The organism is Plesiomonas sp. PI-19 (assembly GCF_021368255.1).
Taxonomy (GTDB): Bacteria; Pseudomonadota; Gammaproteobacteria; order Enterobacterales; family CAMTGL01; genus Plesiomonas; species Plesiomonas shigelloides.
Window position 1 is genome coordinate 2,488,774 of sequence record NZ_JAJNMQ010000001.1, and the last position, 17,658, is coordinate 2,506,431.

Here is a 17,658-nt window from a genome sequence, read left to right on the forward strand (position 1 = left end):
GTATGGAAACCGGATATTCTGCCGCGGTAGCAGCGAACACTGTTGTCAGTTTGAGGTCAGAAGGAAACGATCATGCCCATTGCCGCCACGCCCACAACCGAGCCCACGAGTGTTGCATCCGTCGCCCCGATTACCGAGCGAGCGGCTCGCCACGAGCATACCTGCTACCGCCACGCGCAGCGCAGCTGCTCGGTCAATCCGGAGCTGACCTTGATCGTTAGCTCCGTGCACAAGCGTGATCCGCGCTATGCCGCGGCCTTTCGTGAAGGGCGCGCGCGTTGGTATCACATGCCGGTCAGTACCAGCCGCCGCCAAGGGATGTTCACTCGCCAAATGGCTCAAATTCGCTACTGCGCCGTGGCCGTTCCGGTCAACGATCCCACCGTGCAAAAAGCTTTTTTCGTCTATCCGGTGCTCAGTATTCGCCTCACGGCGCGGGAAAAATTAAGCCGCGAACAAACCGGGAGCCAAACGCCACCCGCGCAGGGCGAACAACAATATTGGCTATTTGAACTGGGGGAAGCGATCCGTTTGCCGCAGGCGGTCATCAAACCCAATACCACGGCATTTTATTTTCGCCTCACTCAACTCTCCGCCTTGCAGCAAGGCCTAAGCTGGGCTCGCCTGCCGGCACCCGATTGGCATCATCCTGCAGAACACACCACTCAGCGCAACCAAGCCAATCTGTTGTTGGTTCGCCATACCGGATAAGACAGAAGACAGAAGACAGAAGACAGAAGACAGAAGACAGAAGACAGAAGACAGAAATCTGGCCAAATCGCCAGAGCGTAGGCAAGAAAAAACCCAGACAGCAAGCTGTCTGGGTTGATAAAGTGGCGGAGCGGACGGGACTCGAACCCGCGACCCCCGGCGTGACAGGCCGGTATTCTAACCGACTGAACTACCGCTCCGCGAAACTGGTGTCGAAGCTTTCGCTTCTACGCAATTCCGCATCAGTACTCGGAACGCGTTTTTTCTAATTGTTGGCGGTGCGGACGGGACTCGAACCCGCGACCCCCGGCGTGACAGGCCGGTATTCTAACCAACTGAACTACCGCACCGCGAAACTGTGCAAGCTTTCGCTTTTAAATCGGTTGTTGCTTTGAACCATGTTCCTGATAATACCTGTTCAGCGATATTCAGCAACATCATTCACAAAATAAGTGGCGGTGCGGACGGGACTCGAACCCGCGACCCCCGGCGTGACAGGCCGGTATTCTAACCGACTGAACTACCGCACCGCTCAATGCTTGCCGTCGCAAGCGGGGCGAATAATAGGGTTCATCCGCAAATGAGTCAATAGCCTTTTACACAAAATCTGCTTTTTTCACTTCATTCGCATAAAAAACCGGCAAAGCACTCTATTTTCAGCAAGTAAGCACAGGCAATGAGCGCGGCTCTGCCGAAACCCTCCCCCGCTATCCACGTGACTCATTGAGGCAGAGATACAGCGCCTGATGGCCCACCAGCCCTGCAACTTTGCTACCAGTAGTGCGTTTTAGCGCGAACTGGAGAGATCGCGCTGGCCGACTTTCTGGCTGCTGGCTTGCTGATGACGCAACACCTGCAAAGCCTGACGGCGCTGATGAGCGCGGCGCAGGGCCATGCCGCCCCAAATGGCCGCGCCAAATATGCCCACCACCAGCACGGTGCCTAACAGCACCATTTGCAGACGGTGTGAGCCTTGGTTGCGCGCCGCTTGCGTGACTGAGGCCAGCTCGGCCTGTGCCTGTTCGCTTAAAGCTTGCTGCTGCTTTTGCTGCGCCAGCTGATTAAGTAGCTGCTGGGTTTGCTGCTGGCTGGTCACCACCATAAAGCGTTGCTCAGGCAATAACAGCGATAATGGTCGGTCGCCCACTTGCTGGGCATAAATCCACGCCGTCAGGCTGTAATTACCGATAAAATCACGCTGCGGGATCTCCAGACTCACGCTATTGCCAGTGGCCGGTGCCTGTACCTGATATTCGGCATTGAGGCCGCCGGGGATCTTTTCATCCACCCGCACTAACAATGAGCCGGGCACGATGCGCGTCGCATCACTGCTGACATCGAGCCGATGATTTTGACTGGCAGTACGCCCTTGTAAGAATTGTGCCTGCAGCGGCATCGGATGCACCGTTACCTGCTCACGAAATGGCGGTAGGTAAATGCCGTCACCGGTATTGATGGTCAGAACATACTCGCCGGGCGCCGGATTCACCGGTAATTGCATGGTAAAGATGCCATCGCCGGCTTTGGCGTCGAGATGTTGTCCATCATCACGCAGCTCACCCGCCATTACTGCCGGACGTCCGGCGCGTACGGTGTCTTGTCCTGCTTGTAAGGCGTGATTGGCATTAACCGGCACAAACTCGGCATGCAGCCGCAGATGCTGCAAAATATCCGTGCGCAGCAAAGGCTGGTTGTTGACCAGCACTCGCGCAGTCAGTTTCAACTGTTCATGCTGATACAGCGGCTGCGGCATGCTATCGGCGCTCAATTGCATGTCCGGCACTCCGATGAAGGTGCTTACCGTGCCTTCGGGTGCTGACACTTGCCACGGGCCTTGCATCGGACGATTGATGGTCACAATCTCCAGTGTGGGCGAGCGCCACCAATGCACATCGGGACTGTCCATCCGGGCGTTGAGCTTACTGCCATCCGGCTGCACTAAGACCAGTTGTTCTTGATTATCGCTGCGGCTGATCAGCAAAGTGAGCCACTGTACCGTGCGGTCGAGGCGAAAACGGTTCGCAAAGATGGCATCGTGCTCGACGGTAATGCTGTCCGGTGGCGTCATCGGCGCCGCGGCGTCAGAGTCCATGGCTGCCACACTGGCCGATAGGGTCACGCCCAGACAGCAGGCCAACATACGAAACGCCAACCTACGAGGCCGTGTGAGTCGATTCGACCACCGGGTAATGCCCATCCGTGCCGTGATCGTAGCGCCGTTATCCAGCCCGTTGTGCATGCCCGCTCCTCACTTCTCGCTTCGCTGTTTGTGTCTACTGTGGTAAGCCGCGCTAAATTAAGTCATGGCGGCTAGCCACAGTCCTTAACTCAAACGCGCCAAAGGCATGAGCCCCCTTTCTTCTGAACCAGATCCAAACGGGATTCATGCGCTTCTAATTCATCGGCTGAAGCACGGACAACCTTTAGAGACAATTGTGGCACCACGCTGCGCTGTACATCGCCTTGATGGTTAGTATTGTGCTCTTCGCTATCGCCGCTAAACGCCAGTGAGGTCTGGCCGCCGGTCATCAACAGATAGACGTCAGCCAAGATCTCGGCATCGAGTAACGCCCCGTGCAGGGTACGGTGGCTGTTATCTATCCCGTAACGATCACACAAGGCATCGAGGTTATTACGCTTACCGGGGAAAATCTTACGCGCCATCGCCAAGGTATCGGTGATGCGGCAGAAGGTCTCGGTTTTGGCTAACCCACGGTTTAATAGCTCAAATTCATAATCCATAAAGCCGATATCGAACGGCGCGTTATGGATTACCAGCTCAGCGCCGCGGATAAAGTTAATAAACTCATCGGCGACAGCGGCAAACTCGGGCTTGTCTTGCAAAAATTCATCGGTGATCCCGTGAACCGCAATGGCTTCCGGATCAACTAAACGATCGGGCTTGATATAGACATGAAAATGCCGACCGGTTAAACGGCGGTTAACAATTTCCACCGCCCCGATCTCGATGATCTTGTGCCCTTCATAGTGCACGCCCAGTTTGTTCATACCGGTGGTTTCGGTATCCAGTACAACAATACGGTTTGAATCTGTGCTCATAGCGGTATTTATGTCAGACTTTGGGTTTAGAAAATAATAACGGGTTTAACCAAGATGCAAAAACAGATAGCCCTGTTTACGGACGGCTCCTGCCTCGGCAACCCCGGTCCCGGTGGTTACGGTATCGTACTGCGTTACCGCCAGCATGAAAAACAGCTCAGCGGCGGTTTTCGTCTTACCACCAACAACCGTATGGAGTTGCTGGCCGCAATCGTCGGTTTGGAGACCCTAAAAGAGCCGTGTCATGTGGACTTAACCACTGACAGCCAGTATGTCCGCCAAGGGATCACCAGCTGGATCCATAACTGGAAAAAACGTGGCTGGAAAACCGCCTCTAAGCAGCCGGTAAAAAATGCCGATTTATGGCAGCGCTTAGATTTGGCCGCTGCCCGCCATGATGTGGCGTGGCACTGGGTTAAAGGGCACGCGGGCCACCGCGAAAACGAACTGTGCGATCAACTGGCGCGCAGCGCCGCAGAAAATCCTACTCAGGATGACACCGGCTATCAGCCGGAGAGTTAACCTGCTGACAGGCACTGACCGGATACATCATTCGCGGGTTATTCAATGCCCGCTTAGAGCCGGTCAGGATCAGCGGGATGGTGCGCTTACGCGCCACCAGCAAGCGCCAACTGCCCAGCACCGGTAGATGGCAAGTGCAAAATCCCGCCAGTCGCCGCGAACTGGCTCGCCCCGGAAACGGTAGCATCGCCTCGGCATGGATCACTTCATAATTGAGCAGATGCAGCCAATCGGTGATCCGAAACGGTGCAAACATCCGGCACTGATAGGGAAAGCGGCGCCGCAGCAGCGGTACACAGCGGCCAATCCCCGCCAGACTAAACGGGTTGCAATCAATCAAAATCAGATACCCATCATCCACCAGCACTCGGTCAACTTCGCGCAGTACCGCATGCGGATCACTGGCGTAATCCAGCGTAAACGCCAGTAGCGCAGCATCAAACGCTTTATTGGTAAAGGGCAAGCAATCAGGGTCAGCCAGCACGCTAAGTTGTGGGCCTTCGGGCGCCACCGCCACATGATGTTGGATGGGTGATGCGGAGCTATCGAGATCTGCGCTCAGCGCACCTAACTTCAGTAGATGAAAACCAAAGATTTTCCCCCACCATGGCGCTAATGTCTGATGCAGTAACTCACGGTAACGCTCCCCTTTCGGGATCATTGACCAGCCCAATGGGGGCAAAATAACACGGGATGTACGAGCCGGACGAATCACTCTATTATCCTCGTAACCAGAAAGCCAACGCCAATGGCGTCAAGCACAACAACGCCCATCAAAGGGAACGGCACTACTGTATGTAACGGGACTGTAGCGGGACAAGTTACGATACCCATTAACGATACAAGCCCCGGTAAACGTCACGACACAAGGAACTAGGCCATGTTACTCAGCATACCCGCGTTAACGGATAATTACATCTGGCTGTTTTGCCGCGATCAGCAACAGGCAGTGGTGGTCGACCCCGGCGAAGCCGAACCGGTGCTGCGCGTACTTAGCCAGCAGCAATTGAACCTGCATGCTATTTTACTCACCCACCATCACGGTGACCATACCGCAGGGGTTGAGACGCTGCGCCGTCACTACCCCAATGTGTTGGTGATTGGGCCACAAGAAACGGCCGCCGTACAGCCGACCCATCTGGTGCAAGGCGGTGAAACCGTAACCTTAGCCGATGCAGATCAGCGATGGCAGGTGATTGCCACGCCCGGTCATACCCTCGGCCATGTTTGCTATTACGCCGATGGCATCTTGTTTTGTGGCGATACCCTGTTTTCTATCGGTTGCGGACGCTTGTTCGAGGGCAGTGCAGAGCAGATGTATGACTCACTGCAACGCTTAAGCCAATTGCCGGACAGCACACTGGTGTGCGCGGCACATGAATATACCGCAGCCAACTTGCGCTTTGCCTGCCATCTGGAGCCAGAAAATCCGGCGTTAAATGACTATTCACAAGATGTCGCGACACTGCGTCATCAGCACTTACCGACCTTGCCGTCGACCTTGCGCCGTGAAAAAGCCTTAAATCCTTTTTTACGTTGTCACGCGCCAAGTTTGCGAAACGCGTTGCAAAAGTCGGGTAAAAATCCATCTGAAAGCTCAATTTTTGCACAATTACGTGCTCTAAAAGACCAGTTTTAAGCCTTAAGGTTGTCAGCCGGTGGTCAGATAAGTATTATTGCACATCTTTTAAGCAACAACCGACCGGAATAACATGAAGGCACGAGCACTGATATTTGCCTCCGTGTTGCTGGCCGGCTGTCAGGCGCCGAATCACGCGTCGACGCCGTACCCTAGCACGCAGGAGTCATCAGTTCGTGACGACGCTGACCCGTCATCGTCGCGATGGGCCGATGAACAGCTCGCACAGCAAAATGTGTGGGACTTCATTGGCAACGAACTGAAACTAGATGTACCGAACAACGAACGGATCCGCAGTCAAAAATCACGCTACTTGCGTAATAAGAGTCATCTCCAACGTGTGGCAGAACGCTCAGAACCTTACCTGTACTGGATAGTAGAGGAAGTTAAGAAGCGTAATATGCCGATGGAAGTCGCGTTGTTACCCATGGTGGAGAGTGCTTTTGATCCGAACGCCTTATCCAGCGCCAATGCCGCCGGATTATGGCAGATCACCCCGGCAACTGGCCGCCGCTTTGGTTTAGACCAAAACTGGTGGTATGACGGCCGCCGCGATGTAGGCGCCTCTACGCGCGCTGCGCTGGATCTGTTACAGCGCCTCAACACCATGTTTGACGGCGATTGGATGATGACGCTGGCCGCTTACAACGCGGGCGAAGGTCGGATCCAAAAAGCCATCAAAGCCAACCGCGCACACGGTAAGCCTACTGACTACTGGTCCTTGAATCTGCCGCGCGAAACGGCGCTGTATGTGCCGAAAGTCTTGGCGTTGAGCGAAATTATCCGCAATGCCGACCGCTATGCGCTGAATCTGCCGCATATCGATAAGTCTACGGCGCTGGCACGGGTAAATGTGGGCCAGCAATTTGATCTGAATACTGCCGCGCAAGTGGTGGGGATGTCAGTGTCTGAATTGCAAACCCTGAACCCGGCCTATAAAACGCTGGCCACGGCCCCTACCGGTCCGCACTATCTGATGCTGCCAAAGCAAAAAGCTAAGCAGTTTAAGAAGATTTTGCGCGAAAATGGGGATGATTTAACTGTTCGCGTGGTACGCCACAAAGTCCAAGCCGGTGAAAGTTTGGATGTGCTGGCGCGTCGTTACGAGATCTCTGCGCTGGATATCAAGCAGATCAATGAGCTCAACGGGGCCGGCATTCGTCGTGGTCAATATATCTTGCTGCCATTGTCGCAAAGCGAATATCTGGCCAAGAATAACCGCAGCGGAACCCGCAGTAGTGCGCAGAACGGCGATGACAGCCGTATCGCCAAAAACAGCGTAACCAGCAGCTACAAAGTCAAATCGGGCGATACCCTGTCGACGATTGCCCGTCGCCATAACATGAGCAGCAGTGAGCTGGCCAAGTTAAACCGGATCAGCGTCAGCAGCCGTCTCAAGCTTGGGCAAACGCTGAAACTGAAGAGCGACGCGCCAACGGAGATTGCCTATCGCGCACGTAAAGGCGACTCTCTGTACAGCATTGCCCAACGCCACGGCGTCGCTGTCGATGACTTGGTGCGCTGGAATGACTTGAGCCGCAAGAGCGTTCTCAAGCCTGGCACCGTCCTGACGGTGAAAGTGAAAAGCTGATAACGCTTAAACGTGATGCAAGCAGACAATAAAAAGGCAGCCGATTGGCTGCCTTTTTATTGAGTACTGATTTAGCTTCGATATGGGTTCAATATGCAGTTAGATATGCGGCTCGCTATACCGCCCGATATCTGGATCTACGGCTGCAACGTCACAGACGGCGCTTTTTTAACGGCCGGATTTTTAACAGCCGGTGTGGTGGCCACCGCTTTCGGTCGCGATGTCACCGCCGCTTGCTGTGCAGCGGCGTCTGGTCGACTAGGCAAACGGAAAGTCACCGCCAACGGATTATGATCTGACGCATCGGTATTGAGCACCGCCGCATCTTCTATCTTCAGGCCGCGATAAAAGACATGATCCAATGGATAGCCAAACGCCTGCTTGCGCTGATCTTGGGCAAACGGTACTTCATGCAAACCGACACTGGCCGCCATATGACGTAGCAACGCCAGACGCGTGGTACTCCAGCTATTAAAATCACCGGCCAAGATCACTGGCCCTTGATGCAGAGCGATTTGTGCCATCACCTGATGTAACTGCTGCCGATAGGCCTGCACGCCCATGGTGAAGTTCACCGCATGCACATTCACCACCATCAGGGATTCGCCATTATTGAGCGCATACACGCTAACCAGCGAGGATTTCGGCAGCTGTAACCACGGCTCCCATTCGCGCAGTGGGCAATAGTATTCGGCATCGGCAGAAGAGAGTGTCATCACCCCCGCCATCTGCTCACGAATGGAAAATGCCGCCACTTGCGCCACTGCTGGATAGCGGTGCGTGGCATAACGCAGTAACTCAGGCGAGGCCTGCGCCTCTTGCAACAACACCAGTTGCGAGCCATGAGCAAACTCAGACAGCGCCTGTAACCAGTCGCTACGCTGCTGTTTATAGATATTCCAGACCAGCACTTTGAGCGAGTCGGCATTCAGGTACTGACCCTGATCCGATTCACTGCCACAGCCTTGCATCACCGCCGCCGCTGCGGCAGGCTGATACTGCAAAACCACACTGTCATCCGGCACATCGACCGGCCACTGCCACGCGCCCACCGCCAGCAACGACGCTGTGGTGCCTAGCAGTAAACGTTTTTTACCTTTCATCCGACTGTAAAACCATCCGGTACGGGAACGTCAAATTTCGCTCAACCACGACACGCTAAGCGGCGCCGCGACAACCTGTTTTGCTACTCGGTACCGGCAACCTTGTGCTGGTCTTACACGGTATACAAGACCGCTAAAGTAACAAAAGTTGGCTACGCCGCCTAGCTAACTGGTGAAATTTTATGCACTGCATCAGCGGCAGGTAGAGTGTACAGCTCGTGCTACAGCGGCAATGCGGCTATAAATCAGCAACCGCCGCCGTACCACCGAGCTGACGCATTTGACGCAAAATCCACTGCTGACGCCGCACCACATAACCGGATGGCGCTTGCACCTTATAGCGAATCGGATTCGGTAATACTGCCGCCAACAGCGCTGCTTCACGGCTGGTTAAGCGACTCGCCGGCTTATGAAAGTAGTGATGCGCCGCGGCTTCAACGCCAAATATGCCAGGACCAAACTCAATGCTGTTTAGATAGACCGTCAAAATCCGCTCTTTACTCCAAAAAGTTTCCAACAGCACAGTGATCCCCGCTTCCAGCCCTTTGCGCAGCCACGAACGCTCGCCCCATAAAAAGACATTTTTGGCCGTTTGCTGGGTGATGGTCGAGCCGCCTCGCACACTACGCCCACGCTCGTTGTGCTGCAACGCTTTACGAATAGCGTCCCAGTCAAAACCAAAGTTTTCAGCAAAACGTTGGTCTTCAGCAGCGATTACCGCCAACTTCATGGCCGGCGCAATCTGATCGCTACTGACCCAGTCATGGCGAGCGCTAAAGGCAAAATGACCTTGCGCATAGGCTTCCACATAACGCTCGATAATCACGTTAGGGAGCGCCACGGGCACAAAGCGGTAAGCCACAATCAAGGCGAGCAGCATGCCAAAACCGACCGCTAATAGCCGCACCAGAATGCGTCGCCATCGTCTGAGCTTTTCCCTCATGCGCAGTGTTGATCCTCTACTGAAATCTGATTATCGAGAATGTAGCCAAGATTACTGACCTGGCCACGGCATGACCGGTACAGCAGTCAGCGAGTTCTTCGGTGAACCGTCCACGACGCGATCAGAATAAGTCAGATACACCAACGTATTGCGTTTCGGATCGTAAAAACGCACCACCTGCAATTTTTTGAAAATCAACGAGGTGCGCTTTTCAAACACCGATTCCCCATTGGCTTTACCGTTTTTAATGCGCTCCGACAAACTGATTGGCCCCACCTGACGGCAAGCAATCGACGCATCGGAGGTATCTTCGGCTAACCCTAACCCGCCTTTAATACCGCCGGTTTTAGCGCGGCTCAGGTAGCAGGTCACGCCACTGACTTCGGGGTCATCAAACGCATCGATCACGATTTTATGATCAGGGCCAAACAGCTTAAATACGGTATCGACCGAGCCAATTTGTTCGGCCGACGCCAATGCAGAAACACTCAATAACGCTAACGCCAAACAGCGATGTAAAACAGTTTTCATGGTCATAAGGTCAATCTCTGTGCAATATGTCTAAAGCGCGCAATAACCAGCGGCCTAAATCATCAATCTGTCGCCGCCGGCTTGCAGTAGCCAGTACGGGTCAGCGTAGTATCACGTACAAATATCTGTCATGTCTGGTGATTAACCGACAATGATAGCGCCAAGTTTGACTGCCGCGCCTCTTTCGACTCCAGTATGGGATACCTTGTGGATTAAAATACACATTAGTCACGTATTTATGGTATTTATCTACAAAAACACACAACTTCTTCGATATGATAACGGGGTCAGTGCTGAGGTTTGCGGTATAGTATGTAAAAAAGATGCTACATTTTGCCTGCCAGTGCCGCTTGATTGATTAAACAAATAATATTAGTTACCTACGTGAAGCCGATATAATTTATCAGCACAAACAGAATGTCGAGTTAAGTTGAGGAACGCGTCATGGCCCAAGAGGCGATAGTCCGGGAACTGCTGCATTGGATTGAGACAAACCTAAGCAAGCCTCTGTCAATCGATGATATTGCAAATCGAGCTGGTTATTCAAAGTGGCATCTGCAGCGGATGTTCAAGGATATTACCGGGCACGCCATGGGCGCTTATTTGCGCGCACGCCGTCTGACCCGCTCCGCTCACGATTTACGCTCCACCAACCGCTCTATCTTAGATATTGCTCTGCACTACTGCTTCGATTCACAACAAACCTTTACCCGGGCGTTTAAAACTCAGTTTGACCGAACCCCTGCACAATACCGCCGTTTAGACGAATGGGATTGCAGCGGGATGCAGCCGCCGTTGTTGCGCCTGTACAAGCAAGAATTACCCGAGCCAACCTTTGTGCAGTTGCCAGACATTCCTCTGCGTGGCAGCACCGTGAGCTATTCAATTTCCTATCGCCGCGACGGAACCTTAAAGCCACGCTCCGTGCTCCAACATTGGCAGAAATTCCGCAACCTGTTTACGGCCGATAAGCCGGTGCCACCGCGCTTTTTTGCCCTGCTCTCCGGCGAAACTAAGAAAACCAATGAAGACGAGCAGCAGCTGTATTACACCTGCGCCGTGGATAGTGAGTACGCGCCAGAAGAGGGAAAACTCAGCGAGTACAATATCCCCGCCGGTGAATACGCTCGCTTTACCTATGTCGGGACATTCCGCGGTTTAACCGAGTTCATTGTGCACGTGTATTGTGATGTGATGCCGCTGCACAAGCTGACGCGCCGCGCCAGCCCTGATATCGAAATATTCCCAACCTCACCAGAGCGACCAATGGAGTTCGGGATCATCCAATGTGATTACTACATTCCGATCCGCCGCCCAGAAGAGTCTGCGCTCGCAGAGTAAAAAGTGCCGTATTAGCGCTGGATCTCATCCAGCGCTGGCAACAACAGGTGATGTGTATCGCCAAGGCGCTCCACTACCCAGCCACTCGCCAGCCAGTCATTATCCTGAAACTCCAGCACCGACACCGAACAATTGCGCAAGCGAAAGCGGCGCTCGGCATGAGCCGGTAATCCAATCACATTGCCAATCAAACTACCCAGCGCAATGCCGTGGCTGACAAACGCAATTTTACCCAGCCCACTTTCACTGAACTCATCCAACACCGCACGCATACGCAGGCTGACCTGTTGCAAGGTTTCCCCTTGAGGAATACAGCCGTGCGGCGTGCCATCTAAGATGCGCTGACGCCAACTGTGCTCTTCGGCCGTTAACTCATGCATCGCACGCGCTTCGAGCACGCCCATATTCATTTCGCGCAACCGGCTATCGGTGCGCACCGCACAGCAGCACTGTTCGGCAATGCGCGCCGCGGTTTGTTGCGCGCGGCCCAAATCGCTACTGATAATCTTCCCGATCCCTTCCTCGGCCAGATACTGACCGACCTGCGCTGCTTGCAACATCCCCAGCTCAGTGAGCGGGCTGTCGGTATGCCCTTGGATCCGGCGCGTGGCATTCCACTCGGTTTCTCCGTGACGAATCAGGTAAATTTGTGTCATTGTGTTCACCCAAGGTTATGTGTCATCCAAGGACATCTGTAGTCATTGTGTAGTCAGTGTGCCGGGAGTTATTTATGTACCATGTTGTTGTTGCCTCTGCCAACCCGTCCAAAATAAATGCGGTTCGCCACGCCTTTAAAGACGTGTTTGGCGACTGCCGCGTAGAAGGGATCGAAGTCGACAGTGGTGTGGCCGCGCAGCCGTTTGGTAATGAAGAAACGCGCCGCGGAGCCTACAACCGGGTACGCAATGCCGAGCTGGCCCGCCCGAAAGCCGACTTTTGGGTCGGGCTGGAAGCGGGCGTTGAAGGGCACCAAACCTTTGCGTGGATGGTAGTCTCAAACGGCCAGACGATGGGTGAATCGCGCTCAGCCAGCCTGACCTTGCCACCGCAAGTGCTGCAAGCACTCGAGCGCGGCGAAGAGCTGGGGCCGGTGATGGACCAACTGACGGGCGAGCAAAACATCAAACACAAAGGCGGCGCTATTGCGGTGTTTACCCACGGCGTACTCAGCCGTAGCAAGGTTTACCACCAAGCTCTGATTTTGGCGCTGATCCCGTTTATTAATCCGCAGTGGTTCTAAGGCGCTAACGGGTTCAGGTTGTTTGCCCGCGTTGTTTGCTCACGTAGCTTGCCCAAGTAGTTTGCCCACGCAACTAACGCGCAATAGTGACCCAGCAAAAGCCCCCCCAGTGATGCTAGACGAGGTGATGGCGCAATCGGTGATGTCAGTATGACGTATCGGCTCTTGGCTTATTTCGCTACCACTGTCGCTGCCACGTCAGTCAATAATTGAGCTTCTAACCATGCCCGCGTATCGGTGGGGGCCATTTTCAAACTGTTGGAGCCGCGCGTGATGGTGGCGATCCCGGCACCGAGTTCGGTTTTGATTTCCCGCTGACTCATCTCACCACGCAGCAACTCTTGCACGATCCGCACCCGAGTGCCGAGCGCTTCGCGCTCATCAGGGGTGAGCAACAGCTGCAATACCGGTACATCCTGCCCGTCCTGCACCGCTTGGCGCAGCAAATCGATAAAGCCGCGCCACTCATCCTCGGTTTGTTGGCATGATTTTGACGGCGCCGTCGGCGTGCTCTGTTTCATCCGGATAGACTCCCTTGTTGGTCGAGCGACGGAGCGTCGCGATGCCTAAGATAGACCCGCGCGACGCTCCGGACTGATGTCATCAGTAACGTCGGCTCCATTCCGCCTCAGTTAGCACATCAGCCTGATTTTTCATCTGATAACGATAGAATACATCGTAGGCTAACACATTTTTGACGTATCCCCGGGTTTCGGTAAACGGGATACTCTCAATAAAGGCCAGCGCATCCAGACGCCCTCCGGCATTATTTAGCCAACGCGTTACCCGTGACGGCCCCGCGTTATAAGCGGCAGTCGATAAAATCCGGTTCCGACCAAATTTTTGATACACCTCTTCCAGATAAGCGGTGCCCAACTGGATATTCACCCCCGGCATAAACAGCTGATTATCTTGCGTCAGGCTGATGCCATTTTTCTTAGCGGTGTGCTGGGCGGTTTTCGGCATCAGCTGCATCAAACCGCGTGCGCCCACCGGTGATTGTGCCTGCGGGTTCCAAGCACTCTCTTGACGGGCAATCGCCATGGCGTAGCTCATCGAAATCGCTTTGTCGTCGGTCGACTGGCGGAACTGGTTCGGGTAAGCCAGCGGGAAACGCTCATCGAGGTGATCCCACAACTTGCCGCGAATAGTGCCCTGCACGCTCAGATCGCTCCAGCCCTGCTTTTGCGCATAACGCGTCAGCTCCGCTTTCACCGTTTGCGGTTGATGATCGATCAAACTGATCCACTCACTGCGCGCCAGATTGTGCTGATCCCAATACATCAGTTCGCGAATGCGCTGCACTTCCGGCCAGTTACCGGCATTCAGCACTTTGACCTGGCGCGAATCATTTTTCACCACGTACGGCTGGCCTAATTGCTGCGCCGCCACCATCGGGTAAAAACCACGACGTTCACTTAAGGTTTTCAGCAGCGCCTGAGCCTGTTTTTTCTGTCCTTTACGCTCAAGCACCCGCGCTTGCCAGTACAGCCATTCATCCTGCTCACGCGCAGAGGCCGGTAAACGGGCGATCCACTCACCGACATCGGTTATATCATTATGCTGCAGCGCCAGACGGATCCGTTTTTCAATTAATGACTTATCACCACTGCGCCGGATCACCGCATCACGCCAGCGGATCTGCTCGCTGTCATCGGCATCCATCATCCGGTTCGCCACCGCGCGCTCCATCTGCGCTACTTGCTCTTGGCTCATCGCCTGCGCTTTACTGAGCGGGCTAATCAGCAGGCGCGCATTATCCACATCGGCGCGCACCACGCGGTTAAAGGCAATTAAGGTCGCCTGACGCGCTATCGGGCTAGCCCCGTGAGTGCGGGCAAAGGTCAAAATGGTGTCAGGGTTGGCTTGCAGTGACAGCAACCCTTTGCCCATGGTCTGGTAGTTGGCCGGCAGCTGACGCCCTAAGTAGCTGAGCAAACTGCTGTTACCCGCTTTCATCGCCAGCAGCATCCGCTCCAAAATCGCCATCGGGGTATATTGATTGCTGGTTTGCCAGGCGGCGATTAGGTCATCACACGCATCCGGTAACGACTTGCCGGTCAACCAGATTTCGTGCGCGCCTTGCCAAGCTATTTTGCGCTCGCCGGTGGCGTAACGGGCATAGTAATAGCGGCACTGACCTGCAATCGAAGTCGGCGGCGTTGGGGTAAAGGTCAGTAATTGACGCCAGTCCTGCCGATTGGCCAGCTCCGCCTGAAAGCGATCGGTTAAGCCTTTAGCCAGTGGCATGGTCGGGTAACGCTGCACAAATGCACGCACCTGCGCAGCAGAGAGCTGGCTCATGTCCTGCGTTAATAAGCGGTATTCCAGATAGGGATAGAGCGGGTAATTTTTCAATGACGGCAGCAAACCGGCGGCAACCTCAGTCTGCTTGTCATCCAAGGCCGTTTTGGCTTGCTGATATAACTGACGCTCTGTGGCGGTAGGCTGAGCCAACGCCGGTATGCTAATCAGGCCTGCTACGCTCACCCAGCAAGCCCGGTAAATCCATTGGCGCAATGCCATCTGTTCACTCCTTGGTTAACCCTGATATCTCATCCTGCAATATTCCGCGGTTGAGTATAGTATGCCCGTTATAAAGAGACACTCTGGCTGGTATTTATTCCACCAATTGCATGCTGCTGGCTATGATACAAACTCCCTCGGTCGGCGGCGAGGCTCTGCGTGCGTTATCGGCGCAATTATTGCGTGCCACTTTACTCACCATCTTTACCCACGAGCGCATACAGCAACGCTGACCCAAAGCCAGATTCAATGGTAAACTAGGTACCTGTGTTCCATACATACCCTGCGGTATGTATCAGTCATGATGAACCCATTATTTATTAAGGTGTTATAACCGTGGCTCAATACGTTTATTCAATGCACCGCGTCGGCAAAGTGGTTCCGCCGAAGCGACATATCCTGAAAGATATCTCGTTGAGTTTCTTTCCGGGTGCCAAAATCGGTGTTCTCGGCCTCAACGGTGCCGGTAAATCTACTCTGCTGCGCATTATGGCCGGGGTTGATACCGAGATCGAAGGTGAAGCCCGTCCACAACCGGGGCTGAAAGTCGGCTACCTGCCGCAGGAGCCAAAACTTAATCCGGAGCACACCGTACGCGAAGCTATCGAAGATGCGGTAGCTGAGGTGAAAAACGCCCTGACCCGTCTGGATGAAGTGTACGCGCTGTACGCAGACCCAGAGGCTGACTTTGACCTGCTGGCCAAAGAGCAAGGCGAGTTGGAAGCTATCATTCAGGCGCATGATGGCCACAATCTGGATCACCAACTGGAGCGTGCGGCTGATGCGCTGCGTCTGCCGGCGTGGGATGCCAAGATTGGCAATCTGTCCGGTGGTGAGCGTCGCCGTGTGGCTATCTGCCGCCTGCTGCTGGAAAAACCAGACATGCTGCTGCTGGACGAACCAACCAACCACTTGGATGCGGAATCTGTGGCTTGGCTGGAGCGCTTCCTGCACGACTACGAAGGCACTGTGGTGGCAATCACCCACGATCGTTACTTCCTCGACAACGTCGCCGGCTGGATCTTGGAGCTGGACCGTGGTGAGGGGATCCCGTGGGAAGGTAACTACTCCTCTTGGCTGGAGCAAAAAGATCAGCGTCTGGCGCAAGAAGCGTCCGCTGAAGCGGCGCGTCGCAAGTCGATCGAAAAAGAGCTGGAGTGGGTACGTCAGAACCCAAAAGGTCGTCAGGCCAAGAGCAAAGCCCGTATGGCGCGCTTTGAAGAGCTTAACAACACTGATTACCAAAAGCGTAACGAGACCAACGAGCTGTTCATTCCGCCTGGTCCACGCCTCGGTGACAAAGTGGTGGATGTGGCCAATCTGGTCAAATCCTACGGCGATCGCACCTTGATCAACGATCTGTCGTTCAGTCTGCCAAAAGGCGCGATTGTCGGCATCATCGGTCCGAACGGTGCCGGTAAGTCTACGTTGTTCCGCATGCTGTCCGGCCAAGAGCAACCGGATTCCGGTACCATCACCTTAGGTGATACCGTGAAGCTGGCTTCTGTCGATCAGTTCCGTGATGCGATGGATGACAAGAAAACCGTGTTCGAAGAAGTGGCTAACGGTCAGGACATCCTGCGCATTGGTAACTTCGAGATCCCAAGCCGCGCCTATATCGGTCGCTTTAACTTCAAAGGCTCCGATCAGCAAAAACGCGTCGGCGAACTGTCCGGTGGTGAGCGTGGCCGTCTGCATCTGGCCAAGCTGTTGCAAACTGGCGGCAACCTGTTGCTGCTCGATGAACCAACCAACGACCTGGACGTAGAAACCCTGCGCGCGTTGGAAAACGCCCTGCTGGAGTTCCCAGGCTGCGCCATGGTTATCTCCCACGACCGTTGGTTCTTAGACCGTATCGCTACCCACATTCTGGACTATCAGGATGAAGGTAAGGTGGAGTTCTTCGAAGGTAACTTTACCGAATACGAAGAGTGGAAGAAGAAGACGTATGGTGCGGAATCTATCCAGCCGCGCCGCGCTAAATACACCCGCATGGTGAAATAAGCATTCGTCTGCACATTTCTACACCGTACCTGAGCTTCACATTAAAAAAGGCCGCGCTTATGCGGCCTTTTTTGTGACCTTTTTTATGACCTTTTCTATTCCCTTTTTTGCGGCCACTTTTTTATCTCTGCGTTATCCCGGTCTCTTATTGTGGCGTCTTATCTTGCTGACGATATAACGGCTATGTCCGCAAAGGTTATTATTTATGCGAAAAGCATCTAACTGTACGGATTGTCGCCACTTAATTTCGTAGTAAACTTACAAACATGAAAGTGATAAACATCACAAAATAGACCCAGCAGTTTCACTGCACAAGAGAGCAACACGGAGGTACATCATGTTTATCTATCCACCCACTGTTTACAGCACTAACCAAAACGATAAGCCAAGCCTGCTGCCGCTGCGTACTCTGCACCGCTGTTGGGCGGCCATGATGAACCGCTGATC

Annotated in this window: 16 protein-coding genes and 3 tRNA genes; 7 read left to right on the forward strand and 12 right to left on the reverse strand. The window is 54.1% G+C overall.

Annotation, left to right across the window (positions count from 1 at the left end; all coding sequences use genetic code 11):
- The first annotated feature begins 72 nt into the window (after window positions 1-72).
- A complete protein-coding gene (locus LQ901_RS11010) occupies window positions 73-711 on the forward strand; it encodes a hypothetical protein (RefSeq protein WP_152136099.1) in 639 nt (212 codons plus the stop codon).
- Between the two features lie 123 nt (window positions 712-834).
- On the opposite strand, the gene LQ901_RS11015 is transcribed toward LQ901_RS11010, so the two are convergent.
- The 5 genes from LQ901_RS11015 to dnaQ form a co-directional block, all read right to left on the reverse strand.
- A tRNA-Asp gene (locus LQ901_RS11015) sits at window positions 835-911 on the reverse strand.
- A gap of 73 nt (window positions 912-984) precedes the next feature.
- Window positions 985-1,061, reverse strand: a tRNA-Asp gene (locus LQ901_RS11020).
- Between the two features lie 103 nt (window positions 1,062-1,164).
- Window positions 1,165-1,241: transfer RNA gene (locus tag LQ901_RS11025), tRNA-Asp, on the reverse strand.
- Window positions 1,242-1,498: 257 nt separating this feature from the next.
- Window positions 1,499-2,950 carry a choice-of-anchor X domain-containing protein gene (locus LQ901_RS11030; protein ID WP_152136098.1) on the reverse strand — a complete coding sequence of 484 codons (1,452 nt, stop codon included), beginning with the start codon at window positions 2,948-2,950 and terminating at the stop codon, window positions 1,499-1,501.
- An 89-nt stretch (window positions 2,951-3,039) separates the two neighbouring features.
- On the reverse strand, window positions 3,040-3,771 hold the full coding sequence (gene dnaQ, locus LQ901_RS11035) for a DNA polymerase III subunit epsilon (RefSeq protein WP_010862457.1): 732 nt from the start codon (window positions 3,769-3,771) through the stop codon (window positions 3,040-3,042).
- A 54-nt stretch (window positions 3,772-3,825) separates the two neighbouring features.
- Here dnaQ and rnhA point away from each other — a divergent pair, with 54 nt between their 5' ends.
- Window positions 3,826-4,293 (forward strand): ribonuclease HI, encoded by a 468-nt coding sequence (gene rnhA / locus LQ901_RS11040; protein ID WP_010862458.1) that lies wholly within the window; start codon window positions 3,826-3,828, stop codon window positions 4,291-4,293.
- Here the strand turns inward: rnhA and LQ901_RS11045 are convergent.
- The gene (locus tag LQ901_RS11045) at window positions 4,256-5,008 is read right to left on the reverse strand and encodes a class I SAM-dependent methyltransferase (RefSeq protein WP_052181344.1); all 753 of its coding nucleotides are present in this window, start codon (window positions 5,006-5,008) and stop codon (window positions 4,256-4,258) included. The two genes, rnhA and LQ901_RS11045, sit on opposite strands and share 38 nt — an antisense overlap.
- Before the next feature lie 165 nt (window positions 5,009-5,173).
- On the opposite strand from LQ901_RS11045, the gene gloB reads away from it, so the two are divergent.
- Both gloB and LQ901_RS11055 read left to right on the forward strand, forming a co-directional pair.
- Complete coding sequence (gene gloB, locus LQ901_RS11050; protein WP_152136719.1) at window positions 5,174-5,932, forward strand: hydroxyacylglutathione hydrolase; 759 nt, start codon at window positions 5,174-5,176, stop codon at window positions 5,930-5,932.
- A gap of 73 nt (window positions 5,933-6,005) precedes the next feature.
- Window positions 6,006-7,523, forward strand: a complete 1,518-nt coding sequence (locus LQ901_RS11055) for a LysM peptidoglycan-binding domain-containing protein (protein ID WP_152136096.1) — start codon at window positions 6,006-6,008, stop codon at window positions 7,521-7,523.
- Between the two features lie 137 nt (window positions 7,524-7,660).
- Here LQ901_RS11055 and LQ901_RS11060 read toward each other — a convergent pair whose 3' ends face one another.
- From LQ901_RS11060 to creA, 3 genes are all read right to left on the reverse strand, one after another.
- Window positions 7,661-8,626, reverse strand: coding sequence for an endonuclease/exonuclease/phosphatase family protein (locus LQ901_RS11060; protein ID WP_064977224.1), 966 nt, complete (start codon window positions 8,624-8,626; stop codon window positions 7,661-7,663).
- A 238-nt stretch (window positions 8,627-8,864) separates the two neighbouring features.
- Window positions 8,865-9,569, reverse strand: a complete 705-nt coding sequence (gene mtgA / locus LQ901_RS11065) for a monofunctional biosynthetic peptidoglycan transglycosylase (RefSeq protein ID WP_064977223.1) — start codon at window positions 9,567-9,569, stop codon at window positions 8,865-8,867.
- 51 nt (window positions 9,570-9,620) lie between these two features.
- Window positions 9,621-10,100, reverse strand: coding sequence for a protein CreA (gene creA / locus LQ901_RS11070; RefSeq protein WP_369795325.1), 480 nt, complete (start codon window positions 10,098-10,100; stop codon window positions 9,621-9,623).
- Window positions 10,101-10,544: 444 nt separating this feature from the next.
- Between creA and LQ901_RS11075 the strand changes: the two genes are divergently transcribed.
- Window positions 10,545-11,441: a helix-turn-helix domain-containing protein gene (locus LQ901_RS11075; protein WP_064977222.1), complete on the forward strand. Its 897-nt coding sequence runs from the start codon at window positions 10,545-10,547 to the stop codon at window positions 11,439-11,441.
- A gap of 11 nt (window positions 11,442-11,452) precedes the next feature.
- Here LQ901_RS11075 and gpmB read toward each other — a convergent pair whose 3' ends face one another.
- A complete protein-coding gene (gene gpmB / locus LQ901_RS11080; protein ID WP_010862466.1) occupies window positions 11,453-12,097 on the reverse strand; it encodes a 2,3-diphosphoglycerate-dependent phosphoglycerate mutase GpmB in 645 nt (214 codons plus the stop codon).
- 74 nt (window positions 12,098-12,171) lie between these two features.
- Between gpmB and yjjX the strand changes: the two genes are divergently transcribed.
- Window positions 12,172-12,681, forward strand: coding sequence for an inosine/xanthosine triphosphatase (gene yjjX, locus LQ901_RS11085; protein WP_233672259.1), 510 nt, complete (start codon window positions 12,172-12,174; stop codon window positions 12,679-12,681).
- Window positions 12,682-12,851: 170 nt separating this feature from the next.
- Here yjjX and trpR read toward each other — a convergent pair whose 3' ends face one another.
- Together trpR and sltY are read right to left on the reverse strand one after the other, a co-directional pair.
- The gene (gene trpR, locus LQ901_RS11090) at window positions 12,852-13,202 is read right to left on the reverse strand and encodes a trp operon repressor (RefSeq protein ID WP_010862468.1); all 351 of its coding nucleotides are present in this window, start codon (window positions 13,200-13,202) and stop codon (window positions 12,852-12,854) included.
- 82 nt (window positions 13,203-13,284) lie between these two features.
- Complete coding sequence (sltY, locus tag LQ901_RS11095; protein WP_064977221.1) at window positions 13,285-15,207, reverse strand: murein transglycosylase; 1,923 nt, start codon at window positions 15,205-15,207, stop codon at window positions 13,285-13,287.
- A 336-nt stretch (window positions 15,208-15,543) separates the two neighbouring features.
- On the opposite strand from sltY, the gene ettA reads away from it, so the two are divergent.
- Complete coding sequence (gene ettA, locus LQ901_RS11100; protein WP_064977220.1) at window positions 15,544-17,211, forward strand: energy-dependent translational throttle protein EttA; 1,668 nt, start codon at window positions 15,544-15,546, stop codon at window positions 17,209-17,211.
- Window positions 17,212-17,658 lie beyond the last annotated feature (447 nt).

Bases quoted from the DNA above. Each gene is read 5' to 3' on its own strand.
- LQ901_RS11010 (WP_152136099.1), top strand. From the start codon at position 73: ATGCCCATTGCCGCCACGCCCACAACCGAGCCCACGAGTGTTGCATCC.
- LQ901_RS11030 (WP_152136098.1), bottom strand. From the start codon at position 2,950: ATGCACAACGGGCTGGATAACGGCGCTACGATCACGGCACGGATGGGC.
- dnaQ (WP_010862457.1), bottom strand. From the start codon at position 3,771: ATGAGCACAGATTCAAACCGTATTGTTGTACTGGATACCGAAACCACC.
- rnhA (WP_010862458.1), top strand. From the start codon at position 3,826: ATGCAAAAACAGATAGCCCTGTTTACGGACGGCTCCTGCCTCGGCAAC.
- gloB (WP_152136719.1), top strand. From the start codon at position 5,174: ATGTTACTCAGCATACCCGCGTTAACGGATAATTACATCTGGCTGTTT.
- LQ901_RS11055 (WP_152136096.1), top strand. From the start codon at position 6,006: ATGAAGGCACGAGCACTGATATTTGCCTCCGTGTTGCTGGCCGGCTGT.
- LQ901_RS11060 (WP_064977224.1), bottom strand. From the start codon at position 8,626: ATGAAAGGTAAAAAACGTTTACTGCTAGGCACCACAGCGTCGTTGCTG.
- mtgA (WP_064977223.1), bottom strand. From the start codon at position 9,569: ATGAGGGAAAAGCTCAGACGATGGCGACGCATTCTGGTGCGGCTATTA.
- creA (WP_369795325.1), bottom strand. From the start codon at position 10,100: ATGAAAACTGTTTTACATCGCTGTTTGGCGTTAGCGTTATTGAGTGTT.
- LQ901_RS11075 (WP_064977222.1), top strand. From the start codon at position 10,545: ATGGCCCAAGAGGCGATAGTCCGGGAACTGCTGCATTGGATTGAGACA.
- gpmB (WP_010862466.1), bottom strand. From the start codon at position 12,097: ATGACACAAATTTACCTGATTCGTCACGGAGAAACCGAGTGGAATGCC.
- yjjX (WP_233672259.1), top strand. From the start codon at position 12,172: ATGTACCATGTTGTTGTTGCCTCTGCCAACCCGTCCAAAATAAATGCG.
- trpR (WP_010862468.1), bottom strand. From the start codon at position 13,202: ATGAAACAGAGCACGCCGACGGCGCCGTCAAAATCATGCCAACAAACC.
- sltY (WP_064977221.1), bottom strand. From the start codon at position 15,207: ATGGCATTGCGCCAATGGATTTACCGGGCTTGCTGGGTGAGCGTAGCA.